The organism is Escherichia sp. HH091_1A, from assembly GCF_030295175.1.
Taxonomy (GTDB): Bacteria; Pseudomonadota; Gammaproteobacteria; order Enterobacterales; family Enterobacteriaceae; genus Escherichia; species Escherichia coli_F.
In genome coordinates this window covers 1,079,119-1,098,982 of sequence record NZ_AP025747.1, presented here as the reverse complement: position 1 = coordinate 1,098,982, position 19,864 = coordinate 1,079,119, and the positions used below count along the sequence as shown (strand labels likewise).

At 51.4% G+C, this 19,864-nt stretch carries 16 protein-coding genes and 1 tRNA gene; 11 read left to right on the top strand and 6 right to left on the bottom strand.

Translation table 11 applies throughout. The annotated features are described in order from the left end of the window. Window positions 1-50 precede the first annotated feature (50 nt). The 5 genes from cydD to QUF14_RS05205 all read left to right on the top strand — a co-directional run bounded on the left by cydD (window position 51) and on the right by QUF14_RS05205 (window position 5,122). Complete coding sequence (gene cydD, locus QUF14_RS05225) at window positions 51-1,817, top strand: heme ABC transporter permease/ATP-binding protein CydD (RefSeq protein WP_001043630.1); 1,767 nt, start codon at window positions 51-53, stop codon at window positions 1,815-1,817. Beyond that, window positions 1,818-3,539: a heme ABC transporter ATP-binding protein/permease CydC gene (cydC, locus tag QUF14_RS05220; protein ID WP_001202206.1), complete on the top strand. Its 1,722-nt coding sequence runs from the start codon at window positions 1,818-1,820 to the stop codon at window positions 3,537-3,539. 41 nt (window positions 3,540-3,580) lie between these two features. Then, the gene (gene aat / locus QUF14_RS05215) at window positions 3,581-4,285 is read left to right on the top strand and encodes a leucyl/phenylalanyl-tRNA--protein transferase (RefSeq protein WP_001241658.1); all 705 of its coding nucleotides are present in this window, start codon (window positions 3,581-3,583) and stop codon (window positions 4,283-4,285) included. A 284-nt stretch (window positions 4,286-4,569) separates the two neighbouring features. Continuing rightward, the gene (gene infA, locus QUF14_RS05210) at window positions 4,570-4,788 is read left to right on the top strand and encodes a translation initiation factor IF-1 (protein WP_001040187.1); all 219 of its coding nucleotides are present in this window, start codon (window positions 4,570-4,572) and stop codon (window positions 4,786-4,788) included. Window positions 4,789-5,034: 246 nt separating this feature from the next. After that, window positions 5,035-5,122 (top strand) — tRNA-Ser (locus QUF14_RS05205). Between the two features lie 348 nt (window positions 5,123-5,470). On the opposite strand, the gene clpA is transcribed toward QUF14_RS05205, so the two are convergent. The 3 genes from clpA to yljB all read right to left on the bottom strand — a co-directional run bounded on the left by clpA (window position 5,471) and on the right by yljB (window position 8,271). Next, on the bottom strand, window positions 5,471-7,747 hold the full coding sequence (gene clpA / locus QUF14_RS05200; protein ID WP_000934050.1) for an ATP-dependent Clp protease ATP-binding subunit ClpA: 2,277 nt from the start codon (window positions 7,745-7,747) through the stop codon (window positions 5,471-5,473). 30 nt (window positions 7,748-7,777) lie between these two features. After that, window positions 7,778-8,098 (bottom strand): ATP-dependent Clp protease adapter ClpS, encoded by a 321-nt coding sequence (gene clpS, locus QUF14_RS05195; protein ID WP_000520781.1) that lies wholly within the window; start codon window positions 8,096-8,098, stop codon window positions 7,778-7,780. Between the two features lie 98 nt (window positions 8,099-8,196). Then, entirely contained in the window at window positions 8,197-8,271 is a 75-nt protein-coding gene (yljB, locus tag QUF14_RS05190) for a protein YljB (RefSeq protein WP_001406719.1), read from the bottom strand. Window positions 8,272-8,420: 149 nt separating this feature from the next. Here yljB and cspD point away from each other — a divergent pair, with 149 nt between their 5' ends. Beyond that, the gene (gene cspD / locus QUF14_RS05185) at window positions 8,421-8,645 is read left to right on the top strand and encodes a cold shock-like protein CspD (RefSeq protein ID WP_000410785.1); all 225 of its coding nucleotides are present in this window, start codon (window positions 8,421-8,423) and stop codon (window positions 8,643-8,645) included. Window positions 8,646-8,717: 72 nt separating this feature from the next. On the opposite strand, the gene macB is transcribed toward cspD, so the two are convergent. Both macB and macA read right to left on the bottom strand, forming a co-directional pair. Beyond that, window positions 8,718-10,664 (bottom strand): macrolide ABC transporter ATP-binding protein/permease MacB, encoded by a 1,947-nt coding sequence (gene macB, locus QUF14_RS05180; RefSeq protein WP_100734024.1) that lies wholly within the window; start codon window positions 10,662-10,664, stop codon window positions 8,718-8,720. Then, complete coding sequence (gene macA, locus QUF14_RS05175; RefSeq protein WP_000746466.1) at window positions 10,661-11,776, bottom strand: macrolide transporter subunit MacA; 1,116 nt, start codon at window positions 11,774-11,776, stop codon at window positions 10,661-10,663. Before macA ends, macB begins: the two co-directional genes overlap by 4 nt. Window positions 11,777-11,926: 150 nt before the next feature. Between macA and QUF14_RS05170 the strand changes: the two genes are divergently transcribed. Next, window positions 11,927-12,883: a VirK/YbjX family protein gene (locus QUF14_RS05170; RefSeq protein WP_138983876.1), complete on the top strand. Its 957-nt coding sequence runs from the start codon at window positions 11,927-11,929 to the stop codon at window positions 12,881-12,883. Here the strand turns inward: QUF14_RS05170 and QUF14_RS05165 are convergent. Beyond that, window positions 12,880-14,538, bottom strand: coding sequence for an ATP-dependent endonuclease (locus QUF14_RS05165; protein ID WP_000599806.1), 1,659 nt, complete (start codon window positions 14,536-14,538; stop codon window positions 12,880-12,882). The genes QUF14_RS05170 and QUF14_RS05165 overlap by 4 nt on opposite strands. A 425-nt stretch (window positions 14,539-14,963) precedes the next feature. Between QUF14_RS05165 and aqpZ the strand changes: the two genes are divergently transcribed. The 4 genes from aqpZ (at window position 14,964) to hcr (ending at window position 19,819) form a co-directional block, all read left to right on the top strand. Next, window positions 14,964-15,659 (top strand): aquaporin Z, encoded by a 696-nt coding sequence (aqpZ, locus tag QUF14_RS05160; protein WP_001354877.1) that lies wholly within the window; start codon window positions 14,964-14,966, stop codon window positions 15,657-15,659. Between the two features lie 484 nt (window positions 15,660-16,143). After that, on the top strand, window positions 16,144-17,043 hold the full coding sequence (gene lysO / locus QUF14_RS05155; protein WP_000491128.1) for an L-lysine exporter LysO: 900 nt from the start codon (window positions 16,144-16,146) through the stop codon (window positions 17,041-17,043). 143 nt (window positions 17,044-17,186) lie between these two features. Beyond that, complete coding sequence (gene hcp / locus QUF14_RS05150; RefSeq protein ID WP_000458799.1) at window positions 17,187-18,839, top strand: hydroxylamine reductase; 1,653 nt, start codon at window positions 17,187-17,189, stop codon at window positions 18,837-18,839. Window positions 18,840-18,850: 11 nt separating this feature from the next. After that, the gene (gene hcr / locus QUF14_RS05145; protein ID WP_000178669.1) at window positions 18,851-19,819 is read left to right on the top strand and encodes an NADH oxidoreductase; all 969 of its coding nucleotides are present in this window, start codon (window positions 18,851-18,853) and stop codon (window positions 19,817-19,819) included. The last annotated feature ends 45 nt before the right edge of the window (window positions 19,820-19,864 follow it).

Genomic DNA, 19,864 nt, shown 5'->3' with positions numbered 1-19,864 from the left:
TGTAACATTGCTCTGCAAATAATTCTGATAACTCACCTGCTAAGCGTGCAATGAATAAATCCCGTCAAAAAGAGTTAACCCGCTGGTTAAAACAGCAAAGCGTCATCTCCCAACGTTGGCTGAATATTTCTCGTCTACTGGGCTTTGTGAGCGGCATATTGATCATTGCCCAGGCCTGGTTCATGGCGCGTATTCTGCAACATATGATTATGGAGAGTATTCCCCGTGAAGCCCTGCTGCTTCCCTTTACGTTACTGGTTCTGACCTTTGTACTGCGCGCATGGGTGGTCTGGTTACGCGAACGAGTGGGTTATCACGCCGGGCAGCATATCCGCTTTGCCATCCGCCGTCAGGTTCTCGACCGTCTGCAACAAGCAGGGCCAGCGTGGATTCAGGGTAAACCGGCGGGGAGCTGGGCGACGCTGGTACTCGAGCAAATTGACGATATGCATGATTACTATGCACGCTACCTGCCGCAAATGGCGCTGGCAGTGTCGGTGCCGTTGCTGATTGTGGTGGCTATCTTCCCCTCTAACTGGGCTGCGGCGCTCATTCTGCTGGGCACTGCTCCGTTAATTCCGTTATTTATGGCGCTGGTTGGAATGGGGGCTGCCGATGCTAACCGACGCAACTTTCTCGCTCTTGCTCGCTTAAGTGGGCATTTTCTCGATCGCCTGCGCGGCATGGAAACATTGCGTATTTTTGGTCGTGGTGAAGCTGAAATTGAAAGTATTCGTTCTGCTTCGGAAGATTTCCGCCAACGGACAATGGAAGTGCTACGGCTGGCGTTTTTATCCTCCGGCATTCTCGAATTTTTTACCTCGCTGTCAATTGCTCTGGTCGCGGTCTACTTTGGTTTTTCCTATCTCGGTGAGCTGGATTTTGGGCACTACGATACTGGCGTGACGCTGGCTGCGGGGTTTCTGGCCCTGATCCTTGCGCCGGAGTTTTTCCAGCCATTGCGCGATCTGGGTACGTTTTATCATGCTAAAGCCCAGGCTGTTGGCGCGGCAGACAGTCTGAAAACGTTTATGGAAACCCCGCTCGCCCATCCGCAGCGCGGTGAGGCTGAATTAACGTCGGCCGATCCGGTGACCATTGAGGCCGAGGATCTGTTTATCACGTCGCCGGAAGGTAAAACGCTGGCCGGACCGTTGAACTTTACTTTGCCAGCAGGCCAACGAGCGGTGTTGGTTGGTCGTAGCGGTTCAGGTAAAAGCTCACTACTGAATGCGCTTTCCGGTTTTCTTTCATATCAGGGATCGCTACGAATCAACGGAATAGAATTACGTGATTTATCACCGGAATCATGGCGTAAGCATCTCTCCTGGGTTGGTCAAAATCCACAATTACCAGCAGCAACACTACGAGATAACGTACTGCTGGCACGACCTGATGCCAGCGAACAAGAGTTACAAACAGCACTGGATAACGCGTGGGTCAGTGAGTTTCTACCGCTCCTGCCACAAGGCGTTGATACGCCTGTTGGCGACCAGGCTGCCCGCCTTTCCGTAGGCCAGGCACAACGTGTGGCGGTGGCGCGTGCATTACTGAATCCCTGTTCGCTATTACTGTTGGATGAACCCGCAGCAAGCCTTGATGCTCACAGTGAACAGCGCGTAATGGAGGCGCTGAATGCCGCCTCTCTGCGCCAGACAACGTTAATGGTCACCCACCAGTTAGAAGATCTTGCTGACTGGGATGTCATTTGGGTAATGCAGGATGGTCAGATTATCGAGCAAGGACGTTACGCGGAATTAAGCGTGGCTGGTGGTCCTTTCGCCACATTGCTGGCCCATCGTCAGGAGGAGATTTAAATGCGCGCTTTGCTACCCTATCTGGCACTGTATAAACGTCATAAATGGATGTTAAGTCTTGGTATTGTGCTGGCAATTGTCACGCTGCTCGCCAGTATCGGTCTGTTGACACTTTCCGGCTGGTTCCTCTCGGCCTCAGCGGTAGCGGGGGTTGCCGGACTGTACAGCTTCAACTATATGCTACCCGCTGCGGGCGTGCGTGGTGCAGCAATCACCCGTACTGCCGGGCGCTATTTTGAACGTCTGGTAAGTCACGACGCGACTTTCCGCGTGTTGCAGCATCTGCGCATTTACACCTTCAGCAAATTGCTACCCCTCTCCCCTGCCGGACTGGCGCGCTATCGTCAGGGCGAATTGCTCAACCGCGTCGTGGCGGATGTTGATACGCTCGATCATCTTTACCTGCGCGTTATCTCGCCGCTGGTAGGCGCTTTTGTAGTGATTATGGTGGTGACTATCGGGTTAAGTTTTCTTGATTTCACCCTCGCCTTTACGCTGGGTGGCATTATGTTACTGACGCTTTTCCTGATGCCACCGCTGTTTTATCGTGCGGGAAAAAGCACCGGGCAAAATCTGACTCATCTTCGCGGGCAGTATCGCCAACAACTGACAGCCTGGCTGCAAGGGCAAGCTGAGCTGACCATTTTTGGTGCCAGCGATCGTTATCGCACGCAATTAGAGAATACTGAAATTCAGTGGCTGGAAGCGCAACGCCGTCAATCTGAACTGACAGCTTTGTCGCAAGCAATAATGCTGTTAATTGGCGCGTTAGCGGTGATCCTGATGCTGTGGATGGCGTCTGGCGGCGTTGGTGGCAATACTCAACCAGGCGCGTTAATTGCCCTGTTTGTCTTCTGTGCGTTAGCCGCGTTTGAAGCACTGGCACCAGTAACGGGTGCATTTCAGCATCTGGGGCAAGTCATTGCCTCTGCCGTACGGATCACCGATTTAACGGATCAAAAACCTGAAGTCACCTTCCCTGATACCCAAACCCGTGTTGCCGATTGCGTTTCGCTGACGTTACGGGATGTTCAGTTCACTTATCCGGAGCAGTCCCAACAGGCACTTAAAGGGATTTCTCTTCAGGTAAACGCCGGAGAACATATGGCGATTCTCGGGCGAACCGGATGCGGTAAATCAACATTGTTACAACTGCTGACCCGCGCATGGGACCCGCAACAGGGCGAGATTTTAATTAACGATAGCCCCATAGCCAGCCTGAACGAAGCAACTCTACGACAGACCATCAGCGTTGTGCCACAGCGAGTGCATCTGTTTAGCGCCACACTGCGTGATAATCTGTTACTCGCCTCGCCTGGCAGTAGTGATGAAGTTTTGGCGGAGATCTTGCGTCGAGTTGGTCTGGAGAAGCTGCTCGAGGATGCAGGTCTCAACAGTTGGTTAGGTGAAGGCGGACGCCAGCTCTCCGGTGGTGAACTGCGCCGTCTGGCTATCGCCCGTGCGCTGTTACATGATGCGCCACTGGTATTGCTGGATGAACCTACCGAAGGCTTAGATGCCACAACTGAAAGTCAGATCCTTGAATTACTTGCAGAAATGATGCGTGAGAAAACGGTGTTAATGGTCACCCATCGACTTCGCGGGCTCTCTCGTTTCCAGCAAATAATAGTGATGGACAACGGGCAAATTATTGAGCAAGGTACTCACGCAGAACTGCTTGCCCGACAGGGGCGTTATTACCAGTTTAAGCAGGGTTTGTAAGCTATTATTGAACGATCCGACTTGCGTGGAGTTTTGCGGTCATGCGCCTGGTTCAGCTTTCTCGCCATTCAATAGCCTTCCCTTCCCCGGAAGGCGCATTACGTGAGCCTAACGGCCTGCTGGCACTGGGGGGCGATCTTAGCCCTGCGCGCCTGTTAATGGCTTATCAGCGTGGTATTTTTCCGTGGTTTTCTCCAGGCGACCCCATCCTCTGGTGGTCGCCCGATCCTCGCGCGGTACTATGGCCTGAATCATTGCATATCAGCCGTAGTATGAAACGATTTCATAAACACTCGCCCTATCGTGTCACGATGAATTACGCCTTTGGTCAGGTCATTGAAGGCTGTGCCAGCGATCGCGAAGAAGGAACCTGGATCACGCGTGGCGTGGTCGAAGCCTACCATCGCCTTCACGAACTCGGTCATGCCCACTCCATCGAAGTCTGGTGTGAAGATGAGCTTGTTGGCGGTATGTACGGCGTGGCCCAGGGAACGCTATTTTGTGGCGAGTCCATGTTCAGCCGGATGGAAAACGCGTCCAAAACGGCGCTACTGGTCTTCTGTGAGGAATTTATCCGTCACGGTGGCAAACTTATCGACTGCCAGGTCCTTAACGATCACACAGCTTCGCTTGGTGCCTGCGAAATTCCCCGCCGGGATTATCTAAATTATCTCAATCAAATGCGCCTCGGACGATTGCCGAATAATTTCTGGGTACCACGGTGCTTGTTTTCACCACAAGAATGAATGTTTTCGGCACATTTCTCCCCAGAGTGTTATAATTGCGGTCGCAGAGTTGGTTACGCTCATTACCCCGCTGCCGATAAGGAATTTTTCGCGTCAGGTAACGCCCATCGTTTATCTCACCGCTCCCTTATACGTTGCGCTTTTGGTGCGGCTTAGCCGTGTGTTTTCGGAGTAATGTGCCGAACCTGTTTGTTGCGATTTAGCGCGCAAATCTTTACTTATTTACAGAACTTCGGCATTATCTTGCCGGTTCAAATTACGGTAGTGATACCCCAGAGGATTAGATGGCCAAAGAAGACAATATTGAAATGCAAGGTACCGTTCTTGAAACGTTGCCTAACACCATGTTCCGCGTAGAGTTAGAAAACGGTCACGTGGTTACTGCACACATCTCCGGTAAAATGCGTAAAAACTACATCCGCATCCTGACGGGCGACAAAGTGACTGTTGAGCTGACCCCGTACGACCTGAGCAAAGGCCGCATTGTCTTCCGTAGTCGCTGATTGTTTTACCGCCTGATGGGCGAAGAGAAAGAACGCGTAAAAGGTCGGTTTAACCGGCCTTTTTATTTTGTACGAAGAACGTTGGAAGTATAAGTACATAACTTGTCTCGATGTAGATATACTGCACAACTTGTTTACAGTATGAGCAAACGAGAATTGTCAGTAAAATTCTTCTTGACCGTTTTACTCCAACTCCCTATAGTAGCGCCCCGTTGCCCCCCATGAGGTCAGGCAGCAAAACAATTTGGTGAGGTGTCCGAGTGGCTGAAGGAGCACGCCTGGAAAGTGTGTATACGGCAACGTATCGGGGGTTCGAATCCCCCCCTCACCGCCATATTTGAAGAAGAGCTCGTACGAAAGTACGGGCTTTTTTTTCGCATTTTATCTGCCTGTACGGCAGTGAACAAAATTACAAAGCATCAAAACCAGGGAATAGTTTTCTAAGCTGCCTGTACGGCAGTGAACTCAAATACTACACGTCTAGCCCGTTGTTAATAAAGCAAAACCATCTCATTTTCCTGCTGCCCCCCCCCCTTTTTTATCCTTACCTTTCAGCTGCACTACTTATCAACAACTTACCATCATCATCAAAAAAAGGGTCTGAACCTCCTCCACCCCATAAATAAAAAGTCCGTAACCTCTTTCGAGATTACGGACTTCACCAACCTACCTAACAATTAGATTAATGCGCTGCTTCCGCCTTGTGCTTTTGTGCACTCTGGAATCCGTAAGTCAGCTCATTTTTCTCTTTATCCAGCGCAACCGTCACCTGACCGCCGTCCACCAGCGAACCAAACAACAGTTCGTTGGCGAGCGGTTTTTTCAGGTTGTCCTGGATGACACGCGCCATCGGACGTGCGCCCATCGCCCGGTCGTAACCTTTCTCGGCCAGCCAGTTACGCGCTTCCTGGCTCACTTCCAGAGAAACACCTTTCTGATCCAACTGAACCTGCAACTCGACGATGAACTTATCCACCACCTGATGGATCACGTCGGTGGAGAGATGATCGAACCAGATAATGTTGTCGAGACGGTTACGGAATTCCGGTGTAAAGATCTTCTTGATCTCTTCCATCGCATCGGTGCTGTTATCCTGATGGATAAGACCAATCGATTTACGCTCAGTTTCCCGTACCCCGGCATTAGTGGTCATCACCAGCACCACGTTACGGAAGTCCGCTTTGCGTCCGTTGTTATCGGTCAGCGTACCGTTGTCCATCACCTGCAACAGAATATTGAACACGTCCGGGTGCGCTTTCTCGATTTCGTCCAGCAGCAGCACCGCATGAGGATGCTTGATGACCGCATCAGTCAGCAAACCGCCCTGATCAAAACCAACGTATCCCGGAGGCGCACCAATCAGACGGCTGACGGTATGGCGTTCCATATACTCGGACATATCAAAGCGTAACAGTTCAATGCCCAGAGCTTTGGAAAGCTGCACCGTCACCTCGGTTTTCCCGACCCCGGTAGGACCAGCAAACAGGAACGAACCGACTGGTTTATGTTCGTGACCTAAACCTGCACGCGCCATCTTAATGGCTTCAGTCAGCGCCTCAATGGCTTTATCCTGACCGAAGACCAGCATTTTCAGGCGATCGCTGAGGTTTTTCAGGGTATCGCGGTCACTCTGAGAAACACTCTTCTCTGGAATGCGCGCAATACGGGCCACCACGGACTCAATATCCGCCACATTAACGGTTTTCTTGCGTTTGCTTACCGGCATCAGGCGTGCGCGAGCGCCCGCTTCGTCGATAACGTCAATAGCTTTATCCGGCAGATGACGATCGTTAATGTATTTCACCGCCAGCTCCACCGCAGCACGCACCGCTTTCGCGGTATAACGCACGTCGTGGTGCGCTTCATACTTCGGTTTCAGGCCATTGATGATTTGAACAGTTTCTTCGATCGACGGTTCAGTAATATCAATTTTCTGGAAGCGACGCGCCAGAGCACGGTCTTTCTCGAAAATGTTGCTGAACTCCTGATAGGTTGTCGAACCAATTACGCGAATTTTACCGCTGGAGAGCAACGGTTTGATCAGGTTAGCCGCATCAACCTGACCACCAGAGGCTGCACCCGCACCGATAATGGTGTGGATCTCATCAATAAACAGGATGCTGTTAGTGTCCTGCTCCAGCTGCTTGAGCAACGCTTTAAAACGTTTTTCAAAGTCGCCGCGATATTTTGTGCCCGCTAACAGAGAACCGATATCGAGAGAGTAAATCGTACAGTCAGCCATCACTTCCGGCACATCGCCCTGAACAATTCGCCAGGCAAGACCTTCCGCAATCGCGGTTTTGCCGACACCGGATTCCCCCACCAGCAGCGGGTTGTTTTTACGGCGACGGCAGAGAACCTGAATAGCACGCTCCAGCTCCTTCTCACGACCAATCAGTGGGTCGATTCCGCCCACACGCGCAAGCTGATTCAGGTTCGTCGTGAAATTCTCCATACGTTCCTCCCCACCAGCTTGTTCTTCGCTGTTTGGCTGGCTGCCAGGATCAGAAGACTGTGTCGGCTCGTCTTTACGCGTGCCATGAGAGATAAAGTTCACCACATCGAGACGGCTGACTTCATGTTTGCGCAACAGATATGCCGCCTGCGACTCCTGTTCGCTAAAGATAGCGACCAGAACGTTTGCACCGGTAACCTCATTGCGACCGGAGGACTGGACATGGAAGACCGCACGTTGCAGTACACGCTGAAAACTCAGCGTTGGCTGTGTGTCGCGCTCCTCTTCACTGGCAGGCAGAACGGGTGTGGTTTGTTCAATAAAGGCTTCCAGTTCCTGACGGAGCGCAACCAAATCCACAGAACACGCTTCCAGCGCCTCCCGGGCAGATGGGTTACTGAGCAGCGCCAGTAACAAGTGCTCGACGGTCATAAACTCATGACGGTGCTCGCGCGCTCTGGCGAAAGCCATATTTAAACTGAGTTCCAGTTCTTGATTGAGCATAGGCACCTCCCCCAATTTTTATGCCTGCATTCAGGCTTTTTCTAGCGTACACAGCAATGGATGCTCATTCTCCCTCGCGTACTTGTTCACCATCGCCACTTTGGTTTCTGCAACCTCGGCGGTAAAGACTCCGCAAATGGCCTTCCCCTGGTAGTGAACAGCGAGCATCAATTGCGTTGCACGTTCTACATCATAAGAAAAGAATTTTTGTAACACGTCAATAACAAACTCCATCGGAGTGTAATCATCATTGACTAATATCACTTTATACATAGATGGCGGTTTTAGCGCGTCGCGAACTTTTTCTTCCGCCAGTTGATCAAAGTCCAGCCAGTCGTTCGTTTTACCCATTGTCAGTTATCATCTTCGGTTACGGTTATCGGCAGAACGCCCTGCCGCTGACAAGAGCTTATTTGCCTGACCAATCTACTCCACATGATAGATAACTATCATCTATCGTTGGCATCAGCGACATCTGTCACATTCCTGTCAATAGCGTTAACTGCTTCAAATTTTTGATTCATACCTGCCCCCTGGCCCCTGTCAAATGCTTGACGGCTCGCCCTAATTCTCTAAATTGTATTTCTAGAGTTGGCGAGGTTTTGAACAGCCCCCTCTCTGACCCCGGTTTATTCCATCTTACTTGTATAAGATTTGCGAAGGATGTCGAAGCATGGAAAAGGGTACTGTTAAGTGGTTCAACAATGCCAAAGGGTTTGGTTTCATCTGCCCTGAAGGCGGCGGCGAAGATATTTTCGCTCATTATTCCACCATTCAGATGGATGGTTACAGAACGCTAAAAGCTGGACAATCCGTTCAGTTTGATGTCCACCAGGGGCCAAAAGGCAATCACGCCAGTGTTATTGTGCCCGTCGAAGTAGAAGCGGCAGTCGCATAGCTCTTCTGTCTCATTGTGTACATCCTACAGGCAAAATGCCAGCCCGATCGGCTGGCATTTTTATCTCAAAAATTACTCTCGTGCCAGAGCATCTACTGGATCCAGTCGTGCCGCATTTCGTGCGGGTAACCAGCCAAATAAAATCCCGGTGACCGTCGAGCAGAGAAACGCCAGCAGCAGCGCCAACGGTGAAAAACCAATCTCCCAGCCGGGTAAGAAAAGCTGCAAGGTGAAAGCAATTAACAGTGACAGTGTTATTCCCAACGCGCCACCGACCAGGCAAACCAGTACGGCTTCGATCAGAAACTGTTGCAAAACATCGCTTGCTCGCGCACCTACAGCCATGCGAATGCCAATTTCCCGCGTCCGCTCGGTCACTGATACCAGCATAATATTCATTACACCAATACCGCCCACCACCAGCGAAATCACCGCCACCAGCGTCAGAAACAGTTGTAAAGTACGTGTGGTCTTTTCAACGGTTTTCAAGACGCCGTCCATGTTCCAGGTAAAGAAATCCTTCTTACCGTGGCGCAGTGAAAGTAAACGCGTGAGTTGCTGTTCCGCCTCGGCGCTGTCAAAGCCCTCTTTCACCCTGACAGTAATAGAGTTCAGCCACGACTGGCCCATAACTCTCCCGGACATCGTGCTGTAAGGTAACCACACGCGCAGCACTTTACTACTGCCAAACATCGACTGTTTTTCCTCTGCCACGCCGATGACTCTCGCTGGCATATTACCAACCAAGATAACCTCGCCAACCACATTTGCTTTATGGGGGAAAAGCTGACGGCGAGTATTACTGTCGAGAACCACGACTTGCGCACGGCCATTCAGCTGTTCCTGATTAAAGGTGTTCCCTTCACTGAAGGTCATGCCATAGACATTAAAATAATCGCCGCTCACGCCATTGGCACTGGCAGCCACATCGACATTGTTATAACGCAGGCGCAGGTTTTGCGAGACGGCAGGTGTGGCTGAGGCGACCCACGGTTGTTTTTGGATGGCGATTAAGTCGTCGTACTTCAGCGCCTGCTGATATTGCGGATCGTCATCGCCAAAATCTTTCCCGGGATAGACATCAATAGTATTCGTACCAATAGAACGAATATCCGCCAGCACCATTTGTTTGGCGGCGTCGCCGACCACGACAATGGAAACCACCGACGCAATACCGATAATAATCCCCAGCATGGTCAGTAAAGTACGCATTTTATTCGCTGCCAGCGCCCGCCACGCCATCGTCAGCGCCTCGTTAAAACCGCTGACAAACTGCCGCCAGCCAGACGCCGTGTTGATAACAGGCTCCGTCCCGCCAGCAACATTCACTTTTTCAATGGCGGGAGGATTGCGCACAATTTCGCCGTCGCGAATTTCGATCACCCGCTCGGCCTGAGCAGCGACCTGCGGATCGTGGGTAACGATAATCACCGTATGCCCGCGATCGCGCAGCTGATGCAGGATCGCCATCACCTCTTCGCCAGAATGACTGTCCAGTGCGCCGGTTGGTTCATCGGCAAGAATTACCTGACCGCCGTTCATCAATGCCCGCGCGATGCTGACGCGCTGTTGCTGACCACCCGAAAGCTGTGCCGGGTAATACTCTGTACGGTCTTCCAGTCCCAGTCGTTGCAGTAACTCCTGGGCGCGAAGCAACCGCTGTTTCCGCTCAAGACCGGAATAGACGGCGGGTACTTCAACGTTCTGCTCGGCGGTTAAATGTGAAAGCAAATGGTAACGCTGGAAAATAAAGCCGAAGTGTTCGCGACGCAGTTGCGCCAGCGCATCGGCGTCCAGCATGGCAACATCCTGACCGGCGACGCGATAGGTGCCGCTGGTGGCCTTATCCAGGCAGCCGAGAATATTCATCAGGGTCGATTTACCGGAACCCGAAGCGCCGACAATCGCCACCATCTCACCAGCATAAATATCGAGGGTGATGCCCTTCAGCACCTCAACTTGCTCATCACCGGCAGGATAGCTGCGACGAATATCCTTTAATTCGAGCAAGGGCGTCATTGTGCAGCTCCTGGTTTGGCCTCACCAATCACCACTTCATCGCCCGCTTCCAGCCCTTTGACAATCTCAACATCGGTATCGTTACGTGCGCCAATCGTCACTTCACGCTCGCGTGTTTCACCATTACGCAACAATTTGACTTTATAACGATTATCGCCAACCGGATCGCCTAACGCCGACAGAGGGATCGTCAGCACATTTTTCACATCGGTGAGCTGAATATGCACTTGCGCGGTCATATCCAGCCGCAGCAAACCATTGGGGTTTGGAACTTCAAAACGGGCGTAATAGAAAATAGCGTCATTAACCTTTTCCGGCGTCGGTAGCACATCCTTGATTTGCCCCTCGTAGCGCGTCAGCGGATCGCCAAGCACTGTAAACCAGGTTTTTTGCCCCGGCTTCAGGTGAATTACATCCGCTTCAGAAACCTGCGCTTTTACCAGCATGGTACTCATATCTGCCAGCGTCAAAATGTTCGGTGCTTGTTGTGCGGCAATCACCGTCTGACCTTGCAGAGTGGTGATTTGCGTGACTTCCCCAGCCATCGGGGCAACGATGCGGGTGTAATCGAGATTGGTTTTAGCCGTATCGAGAGAGGCCTGATTGCGCTTTATTTGCGCGTCAATGGTGCCAATTTGTGCCTGTTTCACAGCCATCTCCGTCGCGGCGGTGTCGAGATCCTGTTGTGAAACAGCCTGCGTTTGGGCCAGACGTTGCTGACGTGAATACGTCACCCGTGCCAGTTTCAGTTCCGCTTCCGCCTGCTGACGCTGCGCGCGCAACTCCATCAACGTTGCTTCCACCTCCTTGATCTGGTTTTCAGCCTGTTCAGGATCAATAACACCTAAAAGTTGGTCTTTTTTTACTTTATCGCCAATCGCCACCGACAGCGTTTTCAACTGACCGCTGACCTGTGCACCCACGTCAACCTTACGCAGCGCGTCCAGCTTTCCGGTCGCCAGCACGCTTTGCTGTAAATCGCCTGGACGCACAATCAGCGTCTGATAAGTCGGCACGGGTGCGTTAAGAATTCTCCATAACGTAATCAGCCCGGCAATGACTATCACCAGCGCAATAACGTAACGCTTCTTCACGGTTTTCCGCTTTTTCATAAATATTCTGAATACTCCATATGCCAATCCGGGTCATTAACTTCAACGAAATATCAACAAAACCCTAAAATTTACGTTAGTAATCACACTATTGATGTTTGGTTAAGATACGCCATGGTGAAATCGACGTTATGTATAACCATTGATTTCATGAATATGTCGCAGCTAACTGAACGGACCTTTACGCCATCTGAATCTCTCAGCAGCCTGTCACTTTTTCTTAGTCTGGCACGTGGACAGTGTCGGCCGGGTAAATTTTGGCATCGCCGTAGTTTTCGCCAGAAATTTTTGCTGCGCTCGTTGATTATGCCGCGTTTAAGCGTTGAGTGGATGAACGAACTTTCCCACTGGCCTAATCTCCATGTGTTGTTAACGCGCCAGCCGCGACTGCCTGTGCGTCTGCATCGCCCTTACCTTGCGGCGAATCTTAGCCGCAAGCAATTGCTGGAGGCGTTACGTTACCATTATGCATTGCTCCGTGCCTGCATGTCGGCAGAAGAATTCAGCTTATATTTGAATACTCCCGGGCTGCAACTGGCGAAGCTGGAAGGCAAAAATGGCGAGCAGTTCACGCTTGAGCTGACCATGATGATCTCAATGGATAAAGAAGGTGACAGCACAATCCTGTTCCGCAACAGCGAAGGTATTCCTCTGGCAGAGATCACCTTTACCCTGTGTGAATACCAGGGGAAAAGAACAATGTTTATTGGCGGGCTGCAAGGTGCGAAATGGGAAATTCCACATCAGGAAATCCAGAATGCGACGAAAGCCTGTCACGGACTATTTCCCAAACGTCTCGTGATGGAAGCGGCCTGTCTGTTTGCCCAACGTTTGCAGGTAGAGCAGATCATTGCCGTCAGCAATGAAACGCATATTTACCGCAGCCTGCGTTATCGCGATAAAGAGGGCAAGATCCATGCAGATTACAACGCTTTCTGGGAATCGGTTGGCGGCGTATGTGACGCTGAACGCCATTACCGCCTTCCGGCACAGATAGCACGAAAAGAGATTGCCGAAATCGCCAGTAAAAAACGGGCTGAATATCGTCGGCGCTATGAGATGCTCGACACTATTCAGCCACAAATGGCCACGATGTTTTGTAGTTAATCTGCCCGACCGCGCGCCAGCCACAGCACGCGTGAGAACATTTTTTTCAGCAGCGTCGGTACGGAGTCCACACCACGACGGCCGGCCTCCATTGCCACTTCAATGGCAAGATCGGGTTTGGAAGAGCGATGGATCGCTTTCGAGATAATTTTACGCAGATTCATCGGCACATTTTCCGGGATCTGCGCCACGCGGTGGAACACATCGGAAAATCCCTGGCGATACATAAAATGTTCCATATCCAGCGCCGGTAACGCCGTTAAATGTTCTCGTTCGGCTTCCCGATCGTTATTCAACAGGCTGCGTACCGTAGCGGCATACTTCTTCCCAGCTTCATCGCCATCGACCAGTACATGCCATTCAATCCCCATTCGACGGGCAAATTTAACCAGTGGCTTTAGCCCGGACTGGGCAAACTCAATGACCTTGATCCCTTCGGCATCAAAATGATGTCCACACTGACGCGCCAGTTCATTGATAACCCAGGTTTCCGTTTCGCCTTCCACCAGCAGCCAGCAGCGAGCAAACAGCGATGACGGACGGTTAAAACGAATGTGGAAAGAGATACGTCGGCTGTCTTCGGTACTCAAGCCACTCGGCCCCAGACGCCAGGCGGCAACGCGAGAGGACTCACGTACCAGTCGGCAAACATGCTCTACCGGCGTTAACGAAAGCAGCTCGCCAGAGTTGGTGGTGGCAATGCGCTGCAATGGCAGAAGATTCAACAGATGCCAGGCAACTGAAAGCATAATGGGGTGTAAACGGGTTTCTGGATCTTCGATCAGCAACAATGGACGGGCGTCTTTATCCAGTCGCAATGTGCCTTTTGCCTGCAATAAAGTAGCAAACAGGCCGAGCAAAATAACCCGATACGAGCGCCCTCCAGGCCGGTCAATCATCCGGTTGATGATATCCAGATAGCGCCAGCTTCGTTGCTCATTGCTGGCTCGCCGCCGCATTAAACGATATCGCGCCTGTCCGGCCCCCTGCTCAGAGAAATAATGCTCAAGCAGTTGCACCATTGCGGAAAGTCCCTGACGAATCTGCCCATCAGAGAGATTTTGCGGATGTGAGGATAACTCACGGGCGAGGAAATCGAGCTGGCGCGCGGTGACTTCCACATTAGGGACATTTGGCACCGTGCCGTTACGAATACGGCGCATAAAGCGGGCATCACGCAAGCGCAGCACCGGCATTAAACGCACCAGATGGCGTGCCTGATCGTTAATATCCTCGACATCAATCGGATGTCCGTCTTTATCGAGAAAACTGCGGAGTGTCATCACGCTGCCGTCTTCCGCACTCTCCCCTTCCAGACGATAAAAAATACGGTGATAGCCATCGGTGCATGGCGTCCAGCACGCTTCCAGCGGCCGATAGCGGCGAACCCGATGTCGGCCTGGCAGAGATTCGCGGAAGGTCAAAATAATATGCAGATGATGTTCTCGCCCGTTGATATCTCCCGGCGGGAACCAGAAATCGTCGCGCTCAAAATGGTAGAGATCTGATTCTGGCGATAGCAGCAGAGTTAAGGCGTCCAGCAAGCTGGATTTACCCCACGCGTTCTCCCCAATCAGGACGTTGTTTTGTTCCAGCATCAACGACAAACGGTTGATACCGCGAAAACCCACAATTTCAACGCGCTCAAGAATCATATCCCCTCCAGAAATATGTGACTTATCCTTTACGCTGGCAGTATAACGGGAAAGGCCTTACTAATACGTGATGACATCACATTTAAGCATGGCAAATGTCTGAAAAATGAGCGAATAATCGCGTTATACTCCCTCTTGCTGATAAGTCTGCAAAAACAACAAAATCAAATAATTAGCATGATAAATTATTTTTTATTACGCCTAAAGGATTAAATCTTTTGCTTGCACTACACTGTCAATCAGACAAATGACTATATGGGGCAACCCGCTGTTGCCCTAAATCAAATTTACTGGATTTATTTATCTGGTGAATGACTCGCCTTCGTTTTTAAAATAGCCGCGCATTATTTCCGTCGTCACTTTTTTACGACGACCCTATAAAACGACCATATTTTTCACAGGGTCAATTTTTAATTGAGGTGGATATGTTCAGAAAATTAGCAGCTGAATGTTTTGGTACTTTCTGGCTTGTTTTTGGTGGCTGTGGTAGTGCCGTACTGGCCGCAGGCTTCCCGGAATTAGGCATTGGTTTTACCGGCGTAGCGCTGGCATTCGGTTTAACCGTTCTGACGATGGCCTTCGCTGTTGGTCATATTTCTGGTGGTCATTTTAACCCGGCGGTCACTATTGGCTTATGGGCTGGCGGACGTTTTCCGGCAAAAGAAGTCGTTGGCTACGTAATTGCCCAGGTTGTCGGCGGTATTGTTGCAGCGGCGCTGCTGTATTTAATTGCCAGTGGTAAAACGGGATTTGACGCGGCAGCCAGCGGTTTTGCTTCTAACGGTTATGGCGAGCATTCACCAGGCGGTTATTCCATGCTTTCCGCGCTGGTGGTTGAACTGGTATTGAGTGCAGGTTTCTTGCTGGTGATCCACGGCGCAACCGACAAATTCGCTCCGGCGGGTTTTGCACCAATTGCCATTGGTCTGGCATTAACGCTGATTCACTTAATCAGTATTCCGGTGACTAACACTTCCGTTAACCCGGCGCGCAGTACTGCGGTTGCCATCTTCCAGGGCGGCTGGGCGTTAGAACAACTGTGGTTCTTCTGGGTAGTGCCAATTATCGGCGGTATTATCGGTGGTCTGATTTACCGGACTCTGCTGGAAAAGCGTAATTAATTAACGCAGAAGGCCTGGCGCAATGTCAGGCCTTTTTTAAATATATAGATTCATCTTCCTGTTGCGCTCCTTGATGTGTTAAGCCACATATAGTCACTGGCGCAGGGAGCGCGCAGGGGGCGGCCAATCGCCGCCGCCCCCTGCACCCCCGGGCTCTGGCGAACAAAATCGCCGCTGCGCGGTGCCCTCGACTTATCCCTTGCGGCTACCGGGTCGGGCGCGAGGTAACATCCCGGTAAAACGCGCCCTCAGCCCACATCCATGTGGGCTGCCCCGGCCTTCAGGGAACGCCTCGGCGATTTTGACGCCACCAACACCGGTGCGGTTTGTAATTAAAGCGCAAGAACATCTTTAAATGAAAATGAATACCCTACCGATCCTTATGCATAACATTTCCTTTTAATTGCAACTTTACTCGTCCTTCCGCTTTCAGTAGTGTGTCATCGCGCATTTCGACTTATTTCTTTGCAAGGACTGGTTTTTCATGTTTTCTGGGCTGTTAATCATTCTGGTTCCCCTGATTGTGGGTTACCTCATTCCGCTTCGCCAAAAAGCTGCATTAAAGGTTATTAATCAGCTATTAAGCTGGATGGTTTACCTTATTCTCTTTTTTATGGGTATCAGTCTGGCGTTTCTCGATAACCTCGCCAGTAACCTGTTGGCGATTCTGCATTATTCCGCCGTCAGTATTACCGTTATTTTACTGTGTAATATTGCCGCCCTGATGTGGCTGGAGCGAGGCCTACCGTGGCGCAACCACCATCAGCAAGAAAAACTCCCGTCACGTATTGCGATGGCGCTGGAGTCCCTCAAGCTCTGCGGTGTGGTGGTGATTGGCTTTGCTATTGGCCTTAGCGGATTAGGTTTCTTACAACACGCTACGGAAGCCAGCGAATACACGTTAATTCTGCTACTTTTCCTCGTCGGTATTCAGTTGCGTAATAATGGCATGACCTTAAAGCAGATTGTCCTTAATCGCCGGGGAATGATTGTCGCTGTGGTGGTGGTGGCCAGTTCTTTAATTGGTGGTTTAATTAACGCCTTTATTCTTGATCTTCCCATCAATACCGCGCTGGCAATGGCTTCCGGTTTCGGCTGGTATTCTCTTTCCGGTATTTTATTGACCGAATCTTTTGGTCCGGTAATCGGGAGCGCGGCGTTTTTTAATGATTTGGCCCGTGAGCTGATTGCTATTATGTTGATCCCTGGGCTGATTCGCCGTAGCCGCTCTACTGCACTGGGCTTATGCGGTGCGACGTCGATGGATTTCACCCTGCCCGTTCTTCAACGTACTGGCGGGCTGGATATGGTCCCGGCGGCGATTGTTCACGGTTTTATTCTTAGCCTGTTAGTGCCGATCCTCATCGCCTTTTTCTCTGCATAATACCTCTCTGGCGGTAGATCCCTGCCGCCAAAATTGCGCTAAATCAATCTCCCTTAAAGTTGCATGAAAAATCCCTTTTATCCCCGCGTTAAGCGTCTTAACCTTAAACATGTATATTAAATATAACTTTAAAAGGTGTGATCATGTTTTGTGTGCAATGTGAACAAACTATCCGTACTCCGGCAGGAAACGGCTGCTCATACGCGCAGGGGATGTGTGGTAAAACGGCGGAAACCTCTGACCTTCAGGATTTACTCATTGCGGCGCTGCAAGGGCTTTCGGCCTGGGCGGTAAAAGCACGTGAATACGGCATCATCAACCACGATGTAGACAGCTTCGCGCCGCGCGCATTTTTCTCAACCCTGACTAACGTTAACTTCGATTCTCCGCGTATTGTCGGCTACGCTCGTGAAGCAATTGCCCTGCGCGAGGCGCTGAAAGCACAGTGCCTGGCTGTAGATGCCAACGCCCACGTCGATAACCCGATGGCTGACCTGCAACTGGTGAGTGACGATCTCGGCGAGCTGCAACGTCAGGCGGCGGAATTTACTCCCAATAAAGATAAAGCGGCGATTGGCGAAAACATTCTCGGCCTGCGTCTGCTCTGCCTGTATGGCCTGAAAGGTGCTGCCGCCTATATGGAACACGCGCACGTTCTCGGTCAATATGACAACGATATTTACGCCCAGTACCATAAAATCATGGCATGGCTGGGTACCTGGCCTGCCGATATGAACGCACTTCTCGAGTGCTCCATGGAAATCGGCCAGATGAACTTCAAAGTGATGAGCATTCTGGACGCAGGCGAAACCGGTAAATACGGTCACCCGACGCCAACTCAGGTCAACGTCAAAGCGACGGCGGGTAAATGCATTCTGATTTCCGGTCACGATCTCAAAGATCTCTACAACTTGCTGGAACAGACCGAAGGCACGGGCGTTAATGTCTACACTCACGGCGAAATGCTGCCTGCCCACGGCTACCCGGAGCTGCGTAAATTCAAGCATCTGGTCGGTAACTACGGCAGCGGCTGGCAGAATCAGCAAGTAGAGTTCGCTCGCTTCCCTGGACCTATCGTGATGACCTCGAACTGCATCATCGACCCAACCGTAGGGGCTTATGACGATCGTATCTGGACCCGCAGCATCGTTGGCTGGCCGGGTGTGCGTCATCTGGATGGTGATGATTTCTCAGCAGTTATTGCCCAGGCACAACAAATGGCGGGCTTCCCGTACAGCGAAATTCCGCACCTGATCACCGTGGGCTTTGGTCGTCAGACGCTGCTTGGCGCGGCGGATACGCTGATTGATCTGGTGAGCCGTGAAAAACTGCGTCATATCTTCCTGCTCGGTGGCTGTGACGGCGCACGCGGCGAGCGCCACTACTTCACCGATTTCGCCACCAGCGTGCCAGATGACTGCCTGATCCTGACCCTCGCCTGCGGTAAATATCGCTTTAACAAACTTGAGTTTGGCGATATCGAAGGTCTGCCGCGTCTGGTAGATGCTGGTCAATGTAACGATGCTTACTCAGCGATTATTCTGGCTGTCACTTTGGCAGAAAAACTGGGCTGCGGTGTCAACGATCTGCCGTTGTCGCTGGTACTCTCCTGGTTCGAACAAAAAGCGATTGTTATTCTGCTGACGCTGCTTTCTTTGGGCGTGAAAAATATCGTTACCGGCCCGACTGCACCTGGCTTCCTGACGCCAGACCTGCTGGCGGTACTGAACGAGAAATTCGGCCTGCGTTCTATCACCACTGTTGAAGAAGACATGAAGCAACTGTTGAGCGCGTAAGGAGTTTGTCGATGACGATGCCAACCAATCAATGCCCGTGGCGGATGCAGGTTCATCACATTACGCAAGAAACGCCGGATGTGTGGACGATTTCCCTGATTTGCCACGATTACTACCCGTATCGCGCCGGGCAATATGCGCTGGTCAGCGTGCGTAACTCAGCGGAAACGCTGCGTGCTTACACCATTTCCTCCACGCCAGGCGTGAGTGAATACATCACTCTGACCGTGCGACGGATTGATGACGGTGTCGGTTCCCAGTGGCTGACCCGCGATGTAAAACGCGGTGACTACCTCTGGCTTTCGGACGCGATGGGGGAATTTACCTGCGACGATAAAGCAGAAGATAAATTCCTGTTGCTGGCAGCCGGCTGCGGCGTCACACCGATTATGTCGATGCGTCGCTGGCTGGCGAAAAATCGCCCGCAGGCGGATGTGCAGGTGATCTACAACGTGCGTACGCCGCAGGATGTTATTTTCGCCGATGAATGGCGTGACTATCCGGTGTCACTGGTGGCGGAAAATAACGTTACCGAGGGTTTCGTTGCCGGGCGTCTGACACGTGAACTGCTGACAAGCGTTCCTGATTTAGCCTCTCGTACTGTGATGACCTGTGGCCCGGCTCCGTATATGGATTGGGTAGAACAGGAAGTGAAAGCGCTCGGCGTGACGCGTTTCTTTAAAGAGAAGTTCTTTACGCCAGTGGCGGAAGCAGCAACCAGCGGTCTGAAATTCACCAAACTGCAACCGGCGCAAGAATTTTACGCACCTGTTGGCACCACACTGCTGGAGGCTTTGGAAAGCAACAAAGTTCCGGTTGTCGCCGCCTGCCGTGCAGGTGTTTGCGGCTGCTGTAAGACGAAAGTAGTTTCCGGTGAATATACGGTGAGTAGCACAATGACGCTGACCGACGCCGAAATCGCAGAAGGTTATGTACTGGCCTGCTCCTGCCATCCGCAGGGGGATTTGGTTCTCGCATAATCGTATTATGCCCGATGATATACCTGTCATCGGGCAGTTTAACCG